General features: G+C 53.5%; 17 protein-coding genes. 12 read left to right on the top strand and 5 right to left on the bottom strand.

All coding sequences use genetic code 11. The features are described from left to right. Nucleotides 1-47: 47 nt before the first annotated feature. Nucleotides 48-1,301 carry an MFS transporter gene (locus M1D70_RS19305; protein ID WP_456287696.1) on the bottom strand — a complete coding sequence of 418 codons (1,254 nt, stop codon included), beginning with the start codon at nt 1,299-1,301 and terminating at the stop codon, nt 48-50. Nucleotides 1,302-1,330: 29 nt separating this feature from the next. Continuing rightward, nucleotides 1,331-2,377, bottom strand: coding sequence for an ROK family transcriptional regulator (locus M1D70_RS19300; protein ID WP_009593124.1), 1,047 nt, complete (start codon nt 2,375-2,377; stop codon nt 1,331-1,333). 182 nt (nt 2,378-2,559) lie between these two features. On the opposite strand from M1D70_RS19300, the gene M1D70_RS19295 reads away from it, so the two are divergent. From M1D70_RS19295 to M1D70_RS19280, 4 genes are read left to right on the top strand one after another with little or no spacing between them, the layout of a single operon-like run. Beyond that, complete coding sequence (locus M1D70_RS19295; RefSeq protein ID WP_009593142.1) at nt 2,560-3,612, top strand: LacI family DNA-binding transcriptional regulator; 1,053 nt, start codon at nt 2,560-2,562, stop codon at nt 3,610-3,612. A 25-nt stretch (nt 3,613-3,637) separates the two neighbouring features. Further along, entirely contained in the window at nt 3,638-4,798 is a 1,161-nt protein-coding gene (locus tag M1D70_RS19290; RefSeq protein ID WP_456287695.1) for a Gfo/Idh/MocA family protein, read from the top strand. Between the two features lie 53 nt (nt 4,799-4,851). Next, a complete protein-coding gene (locus M1D70_RS19285) occupies nt 4,852-5,583 on the top strand; it encodes a ThuA domain-containing protein (protein ID WP_009593144.1) in 732 nt (243 codons plus the stop codon). A gap of 21 nt (nt 5,584-5,604) precedes the next feature. Beyond that, on the top strand, nt 5,605-6,711 hold the full coding sequence (locus M1D70_RS19280) for a Gfo/Idh/MocA family protein (protein ID WP_009593140.1): 1,107 nt from the start codon (nt 5,605-5,607) through the stop codon (nt 6,709-6,711). A gap of 136 nt (nt 6,712-6,847) precedes the next feature. Here M1D70_RS19280 and M1D70_RS19275 read toward each other — a convergent pair whose 3' ends face one another. Together M1D70_RS19275 and M1D70_RS19270 are read right to left on the bottom strand one after the other, a co-directional pair. Next, nucleotides 6,848-7,519 (bottom strand): pentapeptide repeat-containing protein, encoded by a 672-nt coding sequence (locus M1D70_RS19275; RefSeq protein ID WP_009593135.1) that lies wholly within the window; start codon nt 7,517-7,519, stop codon nt 6,848-6,850. 88 nt (nt 7,520-7,607) lie between these two features. After that, complete coding sequence (locus M1D70_RS19270) at nt 7,608-9,440, bottom strand: DUF2334 domain-containing protein (RefSeq protein WP_456287694.1); 1,833 nt, start codon at nt 9,438-9,440, stop codon at nt 7,608-7,610. A gap of 179 nt (nt 9,441-9,619) precedes the next feature. Here M1D70_RS19270 and M1D70_RS19265 point away from each other — a divergent pair, with 179 nt between their 5' ends. The 3 genes from M1D70_RS19265 (at nt 9,620) to M1D70_RS19255 (ending at nt 11,780) form a co-directional block, all read left to right on the top strand. After that, entirely contained in the window at nt 9,620-10,147 is a 528-nt protein-coding gene (locus M1D70_RS19265; RefSeq protein ID WP_009593119.1) for a GNAT family N-acetyltransferase, read from the top strand. A 105-nt stretch (nt 10,148-10,252) separates the two neighbouring features. Continuing rightward, nucleotides 10,253-11,338: a redoxin domain-containing protein gene (locus tag M1D70_RS19260; protein ID WP_456287693.1), complete on the top strand. Its 1,086-nt coding sequence runs from the start codon at nt 10,253-10,255 to the stop codon at nt 11,336-11,338. Between the two features lie 100 nt (nt 11,339-11,438). Then, nucleotides 11,439-11,780, top strand: a complete 342-nt coding sequence (locus tag M1D70_RS19255) for a hypothetical protein (protein WP_009593131.1) — start codon at nt 11,439-11,441, stop codon at nt 11,778-11,780. Nucleotides 11,781-11,877: 97 nt separating this feature from the next. On the opposite strand, the gene M1D70_RS19250 is transcribed toward M1D70_RS19255, so the two are convergent. Then, nucleotides 11,878-12,771: a hypothetical protein gene (locus M1D70_RS19250; RefSeq protein ID WP_009593148.1), complete on the bottom strand. Its 894-nt coding sequence runs from the start codon at nt 12,769-12,771 to the stop codon at nt 11,878-11,880. Between the two features lie 359 nt (nt 12,772-13,130). Between M1D70_RS19250 and M1D70_RS19245 the strand changes: the two genes are divergently transcribed. The 5 genes from M1D70_RS19245 (at nt 13,131) to rhaA (ending at nt 18,171) form a co-directional block, all read left to right on the top strand. Next, complete coding sequence (locus tag M1D70_RS19245) at nt 13,131-13,976, top strand: WXG100 family type VII secretion target (RefSeq protein ID WP_456287692.1); 846 nt, start codon at nt 13,131-13,133, stop codon at nt 13,974-13,976. 17 nt (nt 13,977-13,993) lie between these two features. Further along, complete coding sequence (locus tag M1D70_RS19240) at nt 13,994-14,194, top strand: hypothetical protein (protein ID WP_009593141.1); 201 nt, start codon at nt 13,994-13,996, stop codon at nt 14,192-14,194. A gap of 5 nt (nt 14,195-14,199) precedes the next feature. Next, complete coding sequence (locus tag M1D70_RS19235; protein ID WP_009593138.1) at nt 14,200-14,526, top strand: DUF4176 domain-containing protein; 327 nt, start codon at nt 14,200-14,202, stop codon at nt 14,524-14,526. 201 nt (nt 14,527-14,727) lie between these two features. Next, nucleotides 14,728-16,797 carry a bifunctional rhamnulose-1-phosphate aldolase/short-chain dehydrogenase gene (locus tag M1D70_RS19230; protein ID WP_009593137.1) on the top strand — a complete coding sequence of 690 codons (2,070 nt, stop codon included), beginning with the start codon at nt 14,728-14,730 and terminating at the stop codon, nt 16,795-16,797. 108 nt (nt 16,798-16,905) lie between these two features. Next, nucleotides 16,906-18,171, top strand: coding sequence for an L-rhamnose isomerase (gene rhaA, locus M1D70_RS19225; RefSeq protein WP_009593108.1), 1,266 nt, complete (start codon nt 16,906-16,908; stop codon nt 18,169-18,171). Nucleotides 18,172-18,189: the final 18 nt, after the last annotated feature.

The following is an 18,189-nucleotide window of genomic DNA, read 5'->3' as shown; positions in this document are numbered from 1 at the left end:
AGCCTTCTTGTAAACTGAGAGGGCTCCCTTTCATGTTGGAATGAGTATCAGATTAATTGCTTGCGGACTTTTAAATATCGGTACAAGACGATACCGAATAGCGAGCACAGAACGGCACATAATCCAATGAAGCCATAGCCGGCCTGGAGCCCGCGCAGCAGGCCGAGCTCTGTACCGCTGCCGTACATTTGCTTGAATCCGTTCGTGATCGCGCCGATCGCGTAATTGCCGATGACGCTGCCGATCCCCATCATGGTGACGGTGAACGTAATCGCGGTGTCGCTCTCATTCGGATATCTTTTGGCAATGAGAGCCATAACCGTCGGATAGATCGGGGCAATCCCGATGCCTGCCGCCGCAAACAGGAAGGCGTAGGATTCTCCGCCGAAAATCGCGACAAACGTACATACTCCGGTCAATCCGGATAGAATGATGATGGACAGCGTGAAGCCGATCCGGTCCGTGATCGGGCCAAGCAGCAGGCGTGCCGCCGAGAAGCAGAGGAAGAACGCGGATAGCATGCCGGCTGCCGCTGCAGGTTCCCATTTGTACGATTTTTCAAGAAAGTTGACGAGCCATCCGCCAACCGCCATCTCCGATACGACGCCGAAGGATAGGATCATAACGACCAGCCACAGCGCGGGATCTTTGACCAGCAGCTTCAGCGGAGTCCGTTCCGTTTCGGATAGATTGTCCCCGGGAAACTTACTCATGAGTGCCGGGATCATGGGAAGTATGGATAACATCAGCATGGCCAGGTACATGCCCCGCCAATCCAACGTGTAATTAAACACGGTAACGGTCATGAGACCGGATGCAATCATCGGGGCCACCGTTGAGCTGATACCGTAAAAGAAATGGGACAGGTTCATCATCGTGCCCGTATTGCGCAAAAAGATCCGGGCTGACAATATTGCGAGGCCGATCTCCAGCATACCGTTCCCAATGTACATTAAGAAGTAGGATGCGGTGAACAGCGGGTAGCTGTGGGACAGGAAAATCAACACGCCCGAGATGGCCATCGATCCGAAGGCAGCCATGCTGACCCACTTGATTCCGATCTTCCGGGTCAACAGCGCGGTGAAGGAGCACGCGATCAGATACCCGAGTGCGTTCAGGGAGAGCAAGGTGCCGATCTGCATTTCATCCAATCGAAAATCGAACTGGATCCGCGGAATGGCGGGCCCCTTAATATTCTCCGATATCCCAAATATGATAAAGCCGAGAAAGATCGTTGCCAAATGCAGGGTGTAGTCTTTGCTCAATTTAGGTTTTGTTTTTGGTTGAAGGTCAGTATTCACGGTTAATCCCCAATCGTCATTGTTGAATTTTACATTGCGCTTGTATCGGATATCATCATATCCAGAGCGATCCGCTGCAAGCCGGCTAGATAGTCGTGTTCCCAATCGCGAAGCAGCATTTCGGGAAGATGCCGCTCCGGCACGTAGGCGGAAGCACGCTCTTTAATGGAGAGCAGGGCGGAGGGCGAGAGGTTATGCTCGCACCACAGAATGGCATCGGGATTGAGAATCGCGGCGAAGGCGGCACTTAGCCGGCTTAACGCATCGATTTGCTCCTGATCCGGCTCGATGAGACTGCTCAACACGGAACGATTACGTTCCAATATGTCTTGAAAATTGCTGCCCTCGCTCATCGGGACGAAGCCGATCTCGCCCGTGAAGAACGAGCGGCCGCGAACAACGTTTCCATTAATGAGCAGTCCGGCCCCCGGCCCGTTGTGACCGAGGTACACGTATATGAGGGAGGCCTCCGCCGAGCCGCTGAGATTGTGGTAACCGAGCACGGCTGCATTCATGTCATTCTCTATGATGACAGGAATGGAGAACAGATCCTCCAGGTAAGATTGGAGATTGTAATCCTGGAATGTTCCATACGACGGCACATGAAAAATAATACCGTCCCGCACCGCCGCCGGCATGCCAACGGCGATGGAGCGAATCTCTGGATAACGGCGGGTCCAGTTTGCCATTTGGGAAGCCAAGGCTTCCGGTCCATGATGAAGGATGCCGTCTTCAGCCTTCCGCTCGAGCAAGTCGCCGTTCCAATTAAAAACAGTGTATACGCTCTGCTCTTTCTCATAATAAACGGCGAGACCGAGCATGTAATCCGGATTAAAAGCATAGCGGTTCGCACGTCGGCCGCCGCTGGATTCATCCAGTCCGAGCAGGTTGACTTCACCTTCCTGCACCATGAGCTCCACAACTTTGCTCACCGTCGGAAAGCTGATGCCGAGTCTTTCGCTGAGCTCGGCTTTGGTTCCGCTCCCCAGCTCCAGAAGCGACGAACGGAGCGCGCGCCGGACGGCGAATTTCATGGATTGCGGCGTAGGCAAAGCTTCTTTGCGCGTATGAATCACCTCTTCCACTCTTTTTAAACGTATTTAATAAGTCTATGGGGATGATTATTGCACATCCGATAAGACGGTGCAAGAACAATATGTAGGTTTCAAAAAGAATAGGATGAATGATGGGAAAGCGGTTGACAACTGCCATGCTCCATGAGAAAATGTACGCGCGTACATAAATTTCAGGAGGTTTGATGATTATCGCTAGTCGTAAAGAGGTAGCACAGCTGGCCGGCGTTTCGGAAGCAACGGTATCCCGCGTCCTGAACGGGGTCGGGCCGATCAAGGAGGAGACCAAGCAGCGCGTGCTGGAAGCGGCGGATCGGCTTGGATATACCCCAAGCGCGCTAGCCCGAAGTTTTGCGCGGCGCAGGAGCGGTAATCTTGGTGTGGTTATGCCTTACCTGCCGAAAGCTCGCATATTCTCCGCCTATTATTTTTCGGAGATCCTAAGCGGTATCGGCAGTAAGGCGCTGGAGAGCAAGCATGACCTGTTGATGCTGTTCCGTGAACCCGGCGGTTCGATGGATTACTTGAACCTGTTTCGTACCCAGAAGGTGGATGCCTGCATCATTCTCGGCGCCCGGGACGATGAAGGCGAGCGCGCAGCCATCCAACAGCTGAGTGAAGCGGACCGCCCTTATTGCCTTATTAATCAATACTTTGACGGCGAGGCGTTTCATGTCATGGATGCGGATCATGTTGAAGGCAGCTATCAAGCCGTTCATCACTTGATCGGGCAGGGGTTCCGGCAGATTGCTTTTCTTAATGGCCCGCCCCAGTATTCCAACAGTCGCGACCGGCTGAAGGGGTACACCCGGGCACTGAACGAAGCGGGAATCAAGCCGGATGAATCCTTGCTGTTCGAGGGCAACTTCAGCCGCAAGAGCGGGTATGCCGCAGCCGAGCTAATCGCCGGGAAGCTGGACCGGATCGAAGCGGTGTTTGCGGCCAATGACCGCATGGCGATCGGATTGCAGCAGGGCCTGCGCGCGTTAGGTATTGCAGAAGATCGAATGCCTGCCTTTGTCGGTTATGACGACTCGGAGGCTGCAGAGCTCTGCACCCCGTCGCTTACCAGCGTAAGAGTTCCTTTCTATGAACTGGGGTGTCTTGCCGCGGAGCATGTGCTCCGCCTGCTGGACGACTCCGATTCGCCGGACGGCAGCGGATCGAACGCCGCGCTGCATCGGCAGCTGCCTACTCGCCTAGTGGTCCGCGCATCTTCGCTTCATCGAAATCAATGAACCCTTATTCAAGGAGGAATGAAAGATGAAACAATTACGTGTCGGCATGATCGGATATAAATTCATGGGCAAAGCCCACAGCAACTCATATCGAAGCCTTCCGATGTTTTTTCCGAAGGCGCTGAAGCCTGAAATGGTGGCAATCTGCGGCCGCAATGCGTCGGCCGTGCAGGAAGCGGCGGATCAGCTGGGCTGGCGTGAAAGCGTTACCGATTGGAAACAGCTCGTGAATCGGGAGGATATCGATCTGATCGATATCAATGCTCCAAGCGACGCCCATAAGGAAATTGCCATGGCCGCGGCGAAGGCCGGCAAGCATATTTTTTGTGAGAAGCCGCTTGCGCTGACCTTGGCCGACGCCAGAGAGATGCTGCAGGCTGCGGAAGATGCGGGAGTTACCCATATGGTCGGATTTAACTACAGATTTTCTCCGGCCGTAAGACTGGCCAAGAAATTGATTGACAGCGGCAGATTGGGCCAGATCTATCACTTCCGTGCCTGGTTTCTGCAGGACTGGATCATGGACCCGCAGTTCCCGCTGGTATGGCGGTTACAGAAGGAAGTGGCCGGCTCCGGCTCGCACGGGGATCTGGGCGCTCACCTGATCGACCTCGCGCATTATCTGGTCGGGGATATGCAGGAAGTAATCGGGATGAGCGAGACCTTCATCAAGGAGCGTCCCATTGCCAGCGAGATGACCGGATTAAGCGCAAAAGGAAGCGAAGGCGGCCCCATGGGCCAAGTTACGGTAGACGACGCTACGTTATTCATGACCCGCTTCCAGAATGGGGCGCTGGGCAGCTTCGAGGCCACGCGGTTTGCCGCGGGACATCGCAGCACCAATTCCTTCGAGATCAACGGCAGCTTGGGCAGCGTGAAATTTGATTTTGAACGAATGAACGAACTGGAGGTTTACTTCACGACCGACGATGAGGACGTTCAGGGCTTCCGCCGGGTACTGGCTACCGATCCCGTACACGATTATATGGAAGCATGGTGGCCGCCGGGGCATACGATCGGTTTCGAACACACCTTTACGCATGAAATCCTGGAGCTGTCGAACGCGATTTCGGAAGGACGGCAGCCCGTGCCTAATTTCGCGGACGGCGTAAAATGCCAAGCCGTCCTGGAAGCCGTGGATAAATCGATTGAAGAACGCCGCTGGGTGCAGCTGTCTGAAATGTAATCATAGTCATTCGGCCAGGGCTTGGCCGGACACATAAAAAAGGAGTGCTACGCATGAAAAAGGCTTTAATCGTATGGGGCGGCTGGGACGGACACGAGCCGGAGCAGGTTGCCGGCATTTTCGCGGAATTGCTTCGGGGCGAGCAGTATGAAGTGGAAGTATCCGACACGCTGGATGCATTTAACGATGCGGAGAAGCTGCAGGCTTTGGATCTGATCGTGCCGGTATGGACGATGGGCGAAATATCGAAGAAGCAAGTGGAGAACGTATCGCTTGCGGTGCAGAAGGGAACCGGCTTGGCCGGCTGTCATGGCGGGATGTGCGATTCTTTCCGCAATAATGTGGATTGGCAGTTCATGACGGGTGGAAACTGGGTTGCGCATCCGGGGAACGACGGAGTGGAGTACCGGGTCGAGATCAAATCCAGCTCTAGTCCGCTTGTGGAAGGGCTGCAGGATTTCACCGTGGCATCCGAGCAGTATTATCTGCATGTGGATCCGGCCGTCGAAGTGCTGGCCACCACCCGTTTTCCGGTTGCGGCAGGACCGCATCTGCTGAACAAAGCGGTTGACATGCCGGTGGCGTGGACGAAGCGCTGGGGATACGGACGGGTCTATTACAATTCGCTGGGTCATCATGCAGATATCGTCGACATGCCGCAGGTGAAGGAAATGATGCGGAGAGGACTGCTGTGGGCCGCCGAGGGCAAGTCATTGTATGCCGGCTCGGACATGAGTTTCTTTACCGAAGGTCAGGGCTACACAGGCATGGGAGACAGCCAATAAAGGCAGAAGGAGACTGGGATCATGAAGAAGGTAAAGGTAGGCATTATCGGCTGCGGTAAAATCAGCGGCATTTATATGGAAAACTGCCACAAGTTCGACATCCTGGAGCTGACGGCCTGTGCGGATATCGATCGAGCCCGTGCCGAGGAACAGGCCGTCAAATATAATATCCCGAATGTTTATACCACCGAGGAGCTGCTCGCGGACCCGGAAATTGAGCTGGTCATTAATCTGACGATTCCTGCCCTTCATGCGCAAATTATGCTGGATGCATTGGAAGCCGGCAAGCATGTGTACGTCGAGAAGCCGCTGGGCGTAACCCGGGAAGAGGGCAGAGCGGTGTTGGACATGGCAGCAGCCAAAGGGCTGCTGGTAGGATGCGCGCCCGAGACATTCCTTGGAGCCGGTATCCAAACGGCCCTGAAGCTGATTGAGGATGGACGTATCGGCAAGCCGATCGCAGCAACCGCATTCATGATGAGCCGCGGACATGAGCATTGGCATCCGGATCCGGAATTTTATTATGCCGCCGGCGGCGGGCCAATGTTTGACATGGGGCCTTACTACCTGACGGCACTGGTCCAATTGCTGGGACCGATCCGTGGCATTAGCGGAATGACCGGCGCTGCGCTCGCGGAGCGGACCATTACCAGCGAGAAGAAGCAAGGGCAGAAGATTAAGGTAGACATTCCTACGCATGTAGCCGGACTTATCGATTTTCAGAATGGAGCCATCGGCACGCTGATTACGAGTTTCGATGTTTTTGGAGGCAGCACGCTTCCTAATATTGAAATTTACGGCACCAAGGGTACGCTTCTCGTTCCGGATCCCAACACCTTCGGCGGGCCGGTAAAATACCGATTGACCGGCGAAACCGAGTGGACGGAAGAACCGCTGCTGCCTGGATACAACGAGAATACCAGAGGCATCGGTCCCGCCGATATGGCTTATGCCATTCGGAGCGGAAGAGCTCATCGGGCGAGCGGCGAGCTTGCCTATCATGTGCTTGAAGCCATGTGGGGGTTCCATGATGCTTCCGATGACGGCAAACGGTATGAGATGTCCAGCACCTGCGGCATTCCGGCACCGCTTCCGCTTGATTTGCCGAAGTATACCCTGGATCAATAATATTGCGTTACATGTTCATAGCGGCTTACCCCAAAGGTCAACTGGACCCGGGGTAAGCCGCTTTACACTGTGTCGGGAACTCTATATCGCACCTGGCTAACCTGTCTATTCCGAACTGGAATGGAGCGACAAGAGGTTATTCTTTTACGACAAGCCCGAATATTTTGGTTAGCGGGATGGCTTGATGCGGCGAAATAATGCAACCTTGAAGATCTTCCAGGGTCGCGCCGATATGATGGAAGTCCGTTCGGCTTAGATCGATTCCCGCAAGCTTCGTGCCGGAGAACTGCGATTGATCGATCTGGCAGTCCAACAACTCTACCTTGCTTAACTCGGAATGATAAAAATCCGATTTGACGAGCGATGTCGATTGGAAGGATACCTGTTTCATGTTGGCAAACCGGAACGTGGCATAGTCGCCCGTACAATGATCGAATACGACATTACGGATGGTGGCGGCCGTCAGGTCGAGCCCCAATATTTTGCAATGATTAAATTGTACCCGATACATGATGGCCTCGCTGAGATCAACATTGGACAAGTCGCAGTGGTTGAACACGAGGTCTGTCAGCTCGGCATGATGGAGCGTGACGTGTTGGAACGTTACGTTATCAAAGATCATTTGGTCGAACTGAACCTTGTTGGCCGTAACATAGACAAGCGTCTCGTCCTGACAAGCGGATTGAACGAACGAGGATTCGTCGTCAATGCCGGCATCGGACAGGATCACAGGCTCAAGCTGCTTGGGGAGCTTCGGTTTCACGATTTTGATCGGTGCCGCTGAACCGGCCGTATTGGGTGGTGCCATGATTTTTTCCTCCAAACATAGGAATAAGGATTGAAATATAACTTAACAGAACAAACCGCATAGGTTTGAATAGAAGTATAACATGTACTTATCCCATTGTCCGGTCCCTCGAATTGATGGCGGCGTCCAGGGTTCCGCCGTGCCGATTCGGGGACCATGCCAGCAGACTGACGCGGCTGTTGCCTGATAGATCAGCAAGAAAAGGCGTCGTCTGTTCTCCGGCAGCCCATGGCCCATAACATTCCTCCTGCCGCCCGAAGGCTGTTCCCGAGCTGTACAGGATGAACCATTTCCCTGAAGCAGGTTGAACGAGAACCAAATCTTCTAGCCCGTCTCCATCGACATCCCCTAACACCACGGACAGTGGCGAACCCAAGGGATCCTTGGCGGAATACCAAACGCCGGCATGCCGAAGCCGTGTACCGCTGCTTAGCCAGACCTGACATGCTCCGGAGGCGGAGTTCCACACCACCAGATCATCCAGGCCATCGCCATTTACATCTCCGATGCACGGTATCATATCATTGCTCTGTACGGAAACCTCATGTTGAATAAGGGGAGGAGAAAAGCCCTCCCCGGAACTGTAGGCGATGGCGGCTTTACCGGTGGCGTCATCCCATAGAAATAAATCATCTCTGCCGTCCCCGTCAAAATCTCCCGTTAAGGATTTCCAATTCAGGGCTCCGGGAGCGGACAGCCAAATCCCGTCAGGTGCCATACGGCTGCTGCCGGCGCCCAAGGCAACATGGCATATCCCAAGCTCTGCATGCCATACAGCCGTATCGATGAAGCCGTCCCCGTCGAAATCGCCTGTCATCGCGGTACCGCTAAGGGTTGGCGGCCAATCGGCCAATAACGGACGTATCGAATGTATGCCGTTATGGATTCGGAGGGGAGATCGGATCGCAAGATCCATGGCGTACCAAATGTTGCTGGCCTCGTCCCGAATGATCCAGCGGTTTGGGAGCTTGTTTCTTTTGGCGTGCAGAAACTTGGGACGCTTCATGCTCAACCTGTCCGACAGCCGGGTCTCCCTGAAATCCGGTATGAAGGGGAGAATGGAGGTTAAGGATACAAACGATTTACGCTCCCTCTCGAAGAACCGAAGGATCCGTCTGAGCGGCGAATCTTCGTCATAATGCACGGTACCGTCATCAAGGAATCGGATATAAGGAAATTCAAGATAAGGGTGGTAAAAGAACGAGGCCAGTTCGCGTTCACCCGTGAAATCTTTTAAAGTCCGTTCCATGCGAGCAACTTCGGCTTCGATGTTATCGCCTGAAACATAATAAAGCGGCGTGGGTACATAGATCGTTCCGTTCGTCGACGGATCGTCCGGGTTGTGCCGGAGCACGGCTGTCTTCGCATTCGGTTCGTCCGGCGGAGATTCGTACAGGACCCCGTTGCAGATCTCGATGATCTGCCGCTGAACAGGCGATGCGGCATAATGCGGCGTCTCGAACCAGGCGGCGGTAAAGCCCGCCGTTTGGAACGCTTGATGCCCCAGCTGAACCCGCCGATAGGCATAGGATTGCTGCAGCTGCAGGAGCGAAGTCACAGCCTCAGGGGGATCTTCCGGCGGACAATCGGCGGTGCATTCCGAATATGCGAATTCGAATCCGTCGCCGCTTGCCGATCCCCCGTACTGATGCGTATAGCCGTGAATGCCAAGCGAGGCGTCGAGCGCTGCCATCGTGCGGAGCAGCCGAACAAACCGAAGGGAAGCATCATCCTGCAGGTCCGTTATCGAACGGTCCGTATGTTGCGCCGGATCAACATATCGGGGAATAACGGCCAGATGAAAGGGGATTTGCAGCTGGTGCAGGAATCTTGCGATGACAAGCAGCTTCGCTTGTTGTTCTTCCGTCCCGTACCATCCGCCAGGTCCGATATCTTCAAGCCGTATCATTGCTTTATTCATGAACAAGCCCTCCTTTCACGGGCAGCCTTAGGGTCATCGCGAAATCCTGATAATTTTATTTATGCTAGTGGTGGGCTTAGCGTCATAAGGGATGAAGCAAACAATGATAAAAAGAGGATCTTCGAGCCTCTCCGCGAATACCAAGAGATCAAGAGAGGAACAGGAGGAAGTGTAAGACCATGCAGATTCGAATTGCAAATGAGCATGATGCCGAAGGCATTGCTAGCGTACATGTAAACAGCTGGAGAACGACGTACAGGGGGATCGTCGATGATGACTTTCTGCAGAAGCTTTCCATTGCGGACCGCGTAGAAGGCTGGCGCAGGAAGCTTGCCAATATGCCCGAAGACGAACAGCTACTGGTTATTTCAGACGAACATGGCGAGGTTTACGGGTTTATGTCGTACGGGACGGAGCGAGAGCAGAAGATCTCCCATGAAGGAGAACTCTACGCAATCTATCTCTTGGAAGAAATTCAAGGGCAGGGATGGGGAAAACGGCTATTTGCCAGGTTGAAGGAATTTCTGCAAACGAGAGGATATCGTTCGTTGTCGGTTTGGGTGCTGGTAGGCAATAAAGCCGAGCAATTTTATCGATATATGGGAGCTCAAGAGCTGAAGCAAAAAGAGATTGTCATTGGGGGAAAAAGACACACCGAATTGGCATTGCTTTGGAGCTCCCTTGACCAAATACGATCATCCTCCTAAAGGTCTTCGCTTGGTTTTACATTAATGAGAGAATCCACTATGATGGAGATATACCCCGGCGGGTAAATCGTTTTTGCATTTTGCCGCACTATAGGAGGTTCGCATTTGAGTATTATTCCGATAGGCCCGTTGATGATTCGAGCCGATATTGTCATATTTCTGATCTGCGCGGCGGCCGGTTTCGTCGCACTTCGCCTTCGTTTGCGTCACACGAAGCAGCGGGAATGGATCCTGGACACCTATTTATCCGTCATCATCATAGGATTTCTCTCATGGAAATTCGGGATGCTGGTATTTGATCCGATCCGCACCCTCCAGCATCCGACCTCGCTGATCTACATGACGGGGGGAGTCAGAGGCTTATGGCTCGGGGTTATTCTTGCTATCGTCTATGCTGTACTTCGTTGGAACAGGAAAAGGGAAGAACCGGGACTGCTGCTGAAATCGGCGCTGTTATCGGCCTTTGCAAGCGGAACGGCAGGGTACCTGTTTCATTGGCTATGGGCGGACGGCGCGCGAGCAACGACTTCTTTATTCTATGTTCTGCTGTTCGGCGTCTTACTGACGGTCACCTGGCTTCGCTTCAAGGCGCCGCTGTCTCAATTCCTTACGCTGGGATTAGGAAAAAACAGGGCAGTCCTTGTTGTGATGGCGGCTCTCTTCGCCTGGGTCATCTATGATTTCGCTTCGGACACGGCCAGCGAGCAGGAAGCAGCCGCACCGTCCCACCAAGAGGGGAGCCAGGAAATCGCAGTGGAAGGTTTGAAACCTGGGCTTCGCGCGCCGGATTTCACGCTGACCGATTCAGAAGGCAGGGAGATCAAGCTATCCGATTACCGCGGGCAAACCGTACTCCTTAATTTTTGGGCTTCCTGGTGTCCGCCTTGCAAGGTCGAAATGCCTTATATGCAGGATTTTTACGAGAAACATCAGGATGACGACGTTATCATACTGGCCGTCAATATGACCCATCTGGAAAAAAGCAAGAGCGAAGTACAGTCTTTTGTTGAGAAGAACGGCATCACCTTTCCCATCCTGTACGACCAGCATGGTGAGAACACCGGGCGGTACGAGGTGGTGGCTTATCCGACCACCTACGTCATTTCGCCTGGCGGCATCGTATCCGAAAGGTTTCAAGGCGCGATCGACGAAGATATCATGGCCAGAGCTTACCGCAAGGCTAGCGATTAAGTAAGGTTAATGGCGGAATTTTGGTTGCGTGGACTTCTATCTCTGCCGCCTTCTCCCCAGGAGGAATATAATACACAAACGCTTGGGAGGGGGAGAAGGATTGCAGCCAATACCAATTTCGGCAGAAGGATGCAAAGGTTACGTCGGCAAAACCGTTTGCGCTGTCATGCATGATGGAAGAGAAGTCGTGGGGACGATTCGCGGTGTACATGATCGGGGTCTTGAACTCGAATTTGCGAACCCATCCGCATATATATTGTCCGCCAAAGGGAAAAAGGGCAGAAAATCTTCGAAGTCGACCAAAGGCGGTGCACAAACGTCCGCTTTTGGACCGTACGGCTACGGCGGTTTTGGACCATATGGAGGCTACGGTTTCGCAGGCAATGTGCTTGCTTGGGAAGCCATTGCCTTGTTGTTCCTCATTCCGTTTTTATTTATCTAAACCCACATCAGGATATGGATCAATGGATCAAGGCCAGCAGTTATCGATGAGACAGTCGGGGAAGGTTCCCCATACTGTCTCTTTTTCTATGTCCAATTTATAAATTTCGCGTGGATTGGGTACGGTTGAAAGGTTCGGCGGATGCATCGGATTGACTGATCAGCCATATCACAGGCGTGAAGGCAACGAGAAAACAGCTGCCGGCCAGAATCGGGAGCAAGGACCATTCCGCCAAGGAGTAACCGAGAAGCGTCTGCCATCCAATGGCGATCAGTCCGAATAAATAGGCGAGACCGCTGATATGGATGATTATCGGTTTGACGGCAGCATTGACGGATTTTCTCATGGACAGCCAGGCCACCAAAGGAATGGCTTGCAGTGCATGAAACCCAAGTCCGTGCAGCCAAATGATATTGCCGTCGATCCCGGTGAAACGACCCGCGTTGATGGAAATCCAGATGCCTGCCGCAAAAGATACCAGCACCGAGATCATGGCATAACGGATGCCGAGACCAAGCTCCGGATGGGCCTCTATTACACGCTTGCGGAAATATTGAGCCCCCAGGATCAGGTAGAACACGATGAGCAGAAGCGCAACGGCAGGAAAAATCGTGGAGATGACATGATCGAAGGATGAACCGTTCTGAACGAACCTCGGATCAACGCCGCGGAAATGTTGTACGGTCTCGGCGAAGTAGGAGAACAACACAAGGGGAATATAACAGCAGCGGTAGATCGATTGGCTTCGCGGCCGCATGCCGGAAACCGGTAGAATGCTTGCGGTGGATAGGATGAATATTCCCAGGGCCGCGTTGAAGGAAAAGGCTTTGGAGACATCTCCGTCCGGCGAGACGGGTCCGCCATGGAGCAATACCCATACCCCGCAAATTCCGGCCAGCAAAAAGCCGAGCAGACCCGTCAGCATGAGCCATGTCTCCTGTTTATACAGCCGGTATGCCCCGCTGGCCGCTTCGCGTGCAAGTTGGTTCATAATGAATACCCTCTTTCGGAAAGATGAATTGTTTCTAATGTACAAGAGAACGGGAGCTGCTTTAACGGGCTGGGGATGTAATGGGCACCGTACCCCGGAATGATTTCATGGCTGGGCTTAAGCCGGGGATGAGATGTCTGTTCATCCGCATGGGGGATGAGGAGGCCAGTGCTTTTTTACTAGATCGGGACCTGATGAAAATGAATCCTTCGCTTGATTGTCCCTTTCCTGTATACCTACTAAAATTGAAAAATGTGGTTATTCGCTTGGTAGATCGGTTAAATAGTTTATGGAATTGAAATTTGTTGCTAGACTGCCTGAAGAAGCAGGGCGGCGAGACAGAAGGGGCGTCCGTATTTATGTCCAATCGAATATTAGTTACACCCGAGCGGCTGGAGCAGGTATCCTCGCAATTTGCCCAATCAGGGCAACTTAGCGGCGATATGGTGCAGCGGCTCCAGCGAAGCATTCACGAAATGGAAGGTCAGTGGGAAGGGATGACCCGCGAGCGGTTTTACGGGGATTATCAGCATGCCAGGACGACCATGCTCAAGTTCGTGGAGTGCTTGCAAACGATATCCGCCGAGCTGAAGCAAATATCCGTCAAATTCCGTTCCACGGATGAAATGGTGAACGGTGCTGCAGCTGGAGGAGCCTTAGCAGGCGCGGGCATTATGGCCGGGGCGGCAACCGGGGCGGGAGTCGCTGCGGCGGCAGGCGCTCCATCCAAGACTTCCGGCGTGGCCGCTAAATCCTCAAGCAACCCGCTGGACGCAGCGCTCAAAGGAGTAGAAGTGGAAGGCAGCGTAATCAAGCACGAAGAGAATGGACTTTATGCCAAAGCAATAACAGGCAGCGCAGGAGCAAGCTTATCCGAAGGAGCGCATGCCAGCGGGGCTGTTGTTGAAGCAGGCTATGCGAATGATCATGTCGAAGGATCGGTTAGCCTGGTGAAGGCCGAAGTCGAGGCGGCAGTCAAGGACGGTACGCTTAGCGTCGGAGCTGAGGCTACATTAAACAAATATGAGGGCGGCGTGAATATTCCGCTTCCTTGGACGGATAAAGAGCTGCACATCGGAGGTTCCGCTTCACTGGGCGTGCTCGGCGCATCCGCGGAGGTGGGCAAGAGCGGTTTGAAGTTCCACATCCCGTTGGGACCGGGAGCAAGCCTCGTCGGAGTCGGCGGAGCGATCACGGTAAAATAGAAGGGGGCGCACGGCCGATGAGCGACAGACAAAAACGGTTCAAATACATAATGGTGATTATTGCTATCGTCGGCGTTCTGGGCACGGTGATTCCCAATCTGCTGGACACGAGTTACGCGGCAGCGGAAAAAGCCGTCATCTGCCTATCCTTTCTCATTGGAGTACCGCTCGTAGTGTCGATTGTCTATTGGATCGGTAAAAAAATAATGAAGGGTTGATCAACATGGAACAGCATGAGCAAACGGAACAGAAGCTGCTGCCAATCGGATCTGTAGTCAAGTTCAAGGATTGGGACCAGACGCTGATGATCTATGGCCGAATGCAGAACGACTCCAAGACGCTAAAGCGTTGGGATTATGTTGCCTGCTTCTATCCTCACGGAAATCTGACCGCCGATTCCAACATCTTTTTCAACCACAAAGACATCTCGGAAATCGTATTCACGGGCTACGTCAACGAGGAGGAAATTGCATTCCGTGATGCATTGCTGGAAGGAATTGCAAAAGCAGATCAAATGGCAGCCGCGGGTTCCGGCTCTGACCATTCATAAATCATATATAGCAGCTCGGTTCGTAAAGCAGCTCTGACAAGAGCTGCTTTTTTGTTTGTACAGGATTTGCATTTAAAACCAAACAAACAAATACAATATCTTTGTTTATTTTTGAAAATATACTATTCAAAAATAAACGGGCGTGTTAATATGGGAAACAAATGAAAGCAAATTCATATGGTCAATCGGAGGGGAAGCTTCATGGTTCAGAGCTTATGGGAACAATCAAAGGCACAGCAGGCACAAAATACATTGGATGAGCTTGTCTATCGCTCGAATTTGATTGGTGCCGACCGGCGCGTATGCAACTGGGGCGGCGGCAACACATCCAGTAAAACAACGATTCAGGATTTTCGCGGCAACGACGTCGAGGTAATGTACGTGAAAGGCAGCGGATCCGATCTGGCCACCATGAAAGCGGGCAATTTCACAGGCTTGCGCATGGAGGATATCCGGCCGCTGTTCGAACGAGATTCGATGTCGGATGAGGAAATGGTGGCATACCTGGGTCATTGCATGGTAGATGCGAAGCACCCGCGAGCATCCATTGAAACGCTGCTGCACGCGTTCTTGCCGTTTCGGCATGTGGATCATACGCATCCGGATGCCATTATCAGCTTGTGCTGCGCCCATAACGGCAAAGAATTAGCCCGGGAAATTTTCGGCGATCGATTTGTGTGGGTTCCATATGTCCGCCCTGGCTTTACGCTGTCGAAGATGATCGCGGAAGGGGTGCTGGCTAATCCGAACGCCGAGCTTGTGCTCATGGAGAAGCACGGCCTTGTAACCTGGGGCGACACCTCGGAAGCTTGTTACGCACAGACGATTCGCATCATAAGTGAAGCGGAGGCGTTCATTGAAGCCCGAGTGAACAACGACAGACTGTTCGGCGGCCGGAAGCATGCGCCGCTGGCCGCGGAAATCCGCCGGAGCATCGCTGCGGAAGTGATGCCTGCCGTACGCGGAGCCGTTAGCGACGCGAAGAAAATGATCCTGTCCTTCGATGATCAAGATGATGTGCTGGACTTCGTCGGCGGCATCGATTCGCCGAAGCTGTCCCAAGTAGGCGCCGCTTGTCCGGATCATCTGGTTCATACCAAGGTTGTTCCCCTCTTCATCGATTGGACGCCGAACGCTGAAGATATCGAAGGCCTTAAGGCGAAGCTCATCGAGGGTATTGCGGCATACAAAGCGCAGTATCAAGCCTATTTTGAACGCAACCATCATGAAGGCGACGTCATGTTCGAAGCGGCTCCGCGCGTCATCCTGATTCCTGGAATCGGAATGATCAACACCGGCAAGAGCTGGGCGATGTCGCAAGTCAGCGGCGCCTTGTATCATCGGGCAATCGCGGTCATGCGCGGCGCAACGGCGCTCGGCGACTTCGTATCCCTGAGCGAGAACGAATCCTACAACGTGGAGTATTGGCCGCTGGAGCTGTATAAATTGAGCCTGGCACCGGCCGAAGCGGAGTTTTCGCGGCAGATTGCTTTTATCACCGGGGGAGCCGGGGGGATCGGCAGTGCCGCGGCGCGCAGGCTGGTAGCCGAAGGAGCCCATGTCGTGCTGGCGGACTTAAATCTCGAAGGCGCGCAGCAGGTTGCCGAGGAAATCAATGCAAAGTACGGGGAGAATCGGGCATTTGCTGTTAAAATGGACGTAACCGACGAAGAGGCCGTGCAGCGCGCCTATCGCGAAACCTCCGTAACTTATGGCGGTGTCGATATTATCGTGAACAATGCGGGCCTTGCAACGTCCAGCCCGTTTGACGAGACGTCTCTAAAGGAATGGAACCTGAACATGAACGTGCTGGGCACAGGTTATTTCCTCGTGGCCAGAGAAGCCTTCTCCTTGATGAAGGTACAGGGGATTGGCGGGAGCATGGTGTTTATCGGATCGAAGAACTCCGTTTATGCCGGTAAAAATGTGACCGCATACAGCTCCGCGAAAGCGCTCGAGGCGCATTTGGCCCGCTGCATCGCTGCTGAGGGCGGGGAATACGGCATCCGAGTGAATACGATCCTGCCTGACGCGATATTGCAAGGCTCTGCGATCTGGAACTCGAACTGGAGAAACGAGCGGGCTGCAGCCTACGGGATCGAACCGGATCAGCTGGAAGAGCACTATCGGAAACGCACGACACTGCTCGTGAACATCTACCCGCAGGACATTGCCGAAGGCATTGCTTACTTTGCTTCGTCCAAATCATCGAAGACGACCGGCTGCATGCTCACGATTGACGGTGGAGTGCCGGCAGCGTTTACTCGTTAGTCGAATGAATGAGTAATAGACCTAATGCAAGGAATCAAGATTTCTTATTAAGATGGGGCGCTGGGTTGATGCAACCCGGCTGTCCTCATTCATATGGGAGGATATGCGATGAGGCAGGATGTTGCAAGGAACTTTGAGGAAGCTAAACAGCTTTATGGGCAGCATGGCATCGATGTGGACCAAATCTTGACGGAACTTGAGCGCATCAAAATCTCCATCCATTGCTGGCAGGGAGATGATGTTCGCGGATTCCTGTTCCGTGATCAGGACCTGTCCGGCGGCATTTCCGTGACCGGGGAATATCCCGGGGCAGCCGAAACGCCGGACCAGCTGAGGGCCGACCTGGAAAAAGCGTTGTCGCTCATTCCCGGATCCCACAAAGTGAATCTCCACGCGATTTATGCGGATACCGACGAGTCCGTTGATTTGGATCAGCTGGAGCCGAGGCACTTCCAGTCCTGGGTGGATTGGGCCAAGGAGCAGGGGATCGGACTCGATTTTAATCCTACCTGCTTCTCCCATGACAAGTCGAAGGACGGGTTTACGCTGAGTCATGCCGACCCGGCGATCCGTCAATTTTGGGTTGATCATTGCAAGGCTTCGCGAAGAATCGGGGCATATTTCGGAGAACAGCTGGGTCAGACCTGCGTGACGAATATTTGGGTCCCTGATGGTTACAAGGATATGCCGGTAGACCGAATGGCACCGAGGCAGCGGCTGAAGGATTCGCTGGACGAGATTTTTGCCGAGGAGATCAATCCGCAATGGAATTTGGATGCCGTCGAGAGCAAGCTGTTCGGGCTCGGCTCCGAAGCCTACGTTGTGGGCTCGCACGAGTTCTACATGGGGTATGGCATTCGGAACAACAAGCTGATCTGCCTGGATGCGGGTCATTTTCATCCAACCGAGAGCATTGCCGGCAAACTGTCGTCGCTCGCCCTTTTCACCGATGGACTTCTCCTTCACGTCAGCCGGCCGATGCGCTGGGACAGCGACCATGTCGTCATCATGGACGATGAGCTGACCGAGATCGGACGCGAACTGGTTCGCAACAATTTGCTGGATGTCACCCATATCGGACTGGACTTCTTCGATGCCAGCATTAACCGCATCGCCGCGTGGGTTATCGGAACCCGCAATACGATCAAGGCGCTGCTGCGTGCCAAGCTTGAACCGGTCGATCGGTTGAAGCAGGCTGAGCTTGAAGGCGATTACACGACCCGCCTGGCGTTGACCGAAGAGTTTAAATCCTATCCGTTTGGAGCGGTGTGGGATTACTACTGCGAACGTTTGGGGGTGCCGGTCAGAGAAGAGTGGCTGTCCGAAGTGAAACAGTACGAACAGGACGTATTGCTGAAGCGTTCGCAGGCATGAGAAGAGATGGAATAGTCA

The sequence above is a fragment of the Paenibacillus sp. AK002 genome (assembly GCF_053903045.1).
Note: the sequence above shows the minus strand (reverse complement) of the source record. Positions and strands in the feature narration are given on the sequence as shown.

Coding starts and splice junctions, on each gene's coding strand:
- M1D70_RS19295 (WP_009593142.1), top strand. CDS start 2,560: ATGATTATCGCTAGTCGTAAAGAGGTAGCACAGCTGGCCGGCGTTTCG.
- M1D70_RS19290 (WP_456287695.1), top strand. CDS start 3,638: ATGAAACAATTACGTGTCGGCATGATCGGATATAAATTCATGGGCAAA.
- M1D70_RS19285 (WP_009593144.1), top strand. CDS start 4,852: ATGAAAAAGGCTTTAATCGTATGGGGCGGCTGGGACGGACACGAGCCG.
- M1D70_RS19280 (WP_009593140.1), top strand. CDS start 5,605: ATGAAGAAGGTAAAGGTAGGCATTATCGGCTGCGGTAAAATCAGCGGC.
- M1D70_RS19275 (WP_009593135.1), bottom strand. CDS start 7,519: ATGGCACCACCCAATACGGCCGGTTCAGCGGCACCGATCAAAATCGTG.
- M1D70_RS19270 (WP_456287694.1), bottom strand. CDS start 9,440: ATGAATAAAGCAATGATACGGCTTGAAGATATCGGACCTGGCGGATGG.
- M1D70_RS19265 (WP_009593119.1), top strand. CDS start 9,620: ATGCAGATTCGAATTGCAAATGAGCATGATGCCGAAGGCATTGCTAGC.
- M1D70_RS19250 (WP_009593148.1), bottom strand. CDS start 12,771: ATGAACCAACTTGCACGCGAAGCGGCCAGCGGGGCATACCGGCTGTAT.
- M1D70_RS19245 (WP_456287692.1), top strand. CDS start 13,131: ATGTCCAATCGAATATTAGTTACACCCGAGCGGCTGGAGCAGGTATCC.
- M1D70_RS19240 (WP_009593141.1), top strand. CDS start 13,994: ATGAGCGACAGACAAAAACGGTTCAAATACATAATGGTGATTATTGCT.
- M1D70_RS19235 (WP_009593138.1), top strand. CDS start 14,200: ATGGAACAGCATGAGCAAACGGAACAGAAGCTGCTGCCAATCGGATCT.
- M1D70_RS19230 (WP_009593137.1), top strand. CDS start 14,728: ATGGTTCAGAGCTTATGGGAACAATCAAAGGCACAGCAGGCACAAAAT.
- rhaA (WP_009593108.1), top strand. CDS start 16,906: ATGAGGCAGGATGTTGCAAGGAACTTTGAGGAAGCTAAACAGCTTTAT.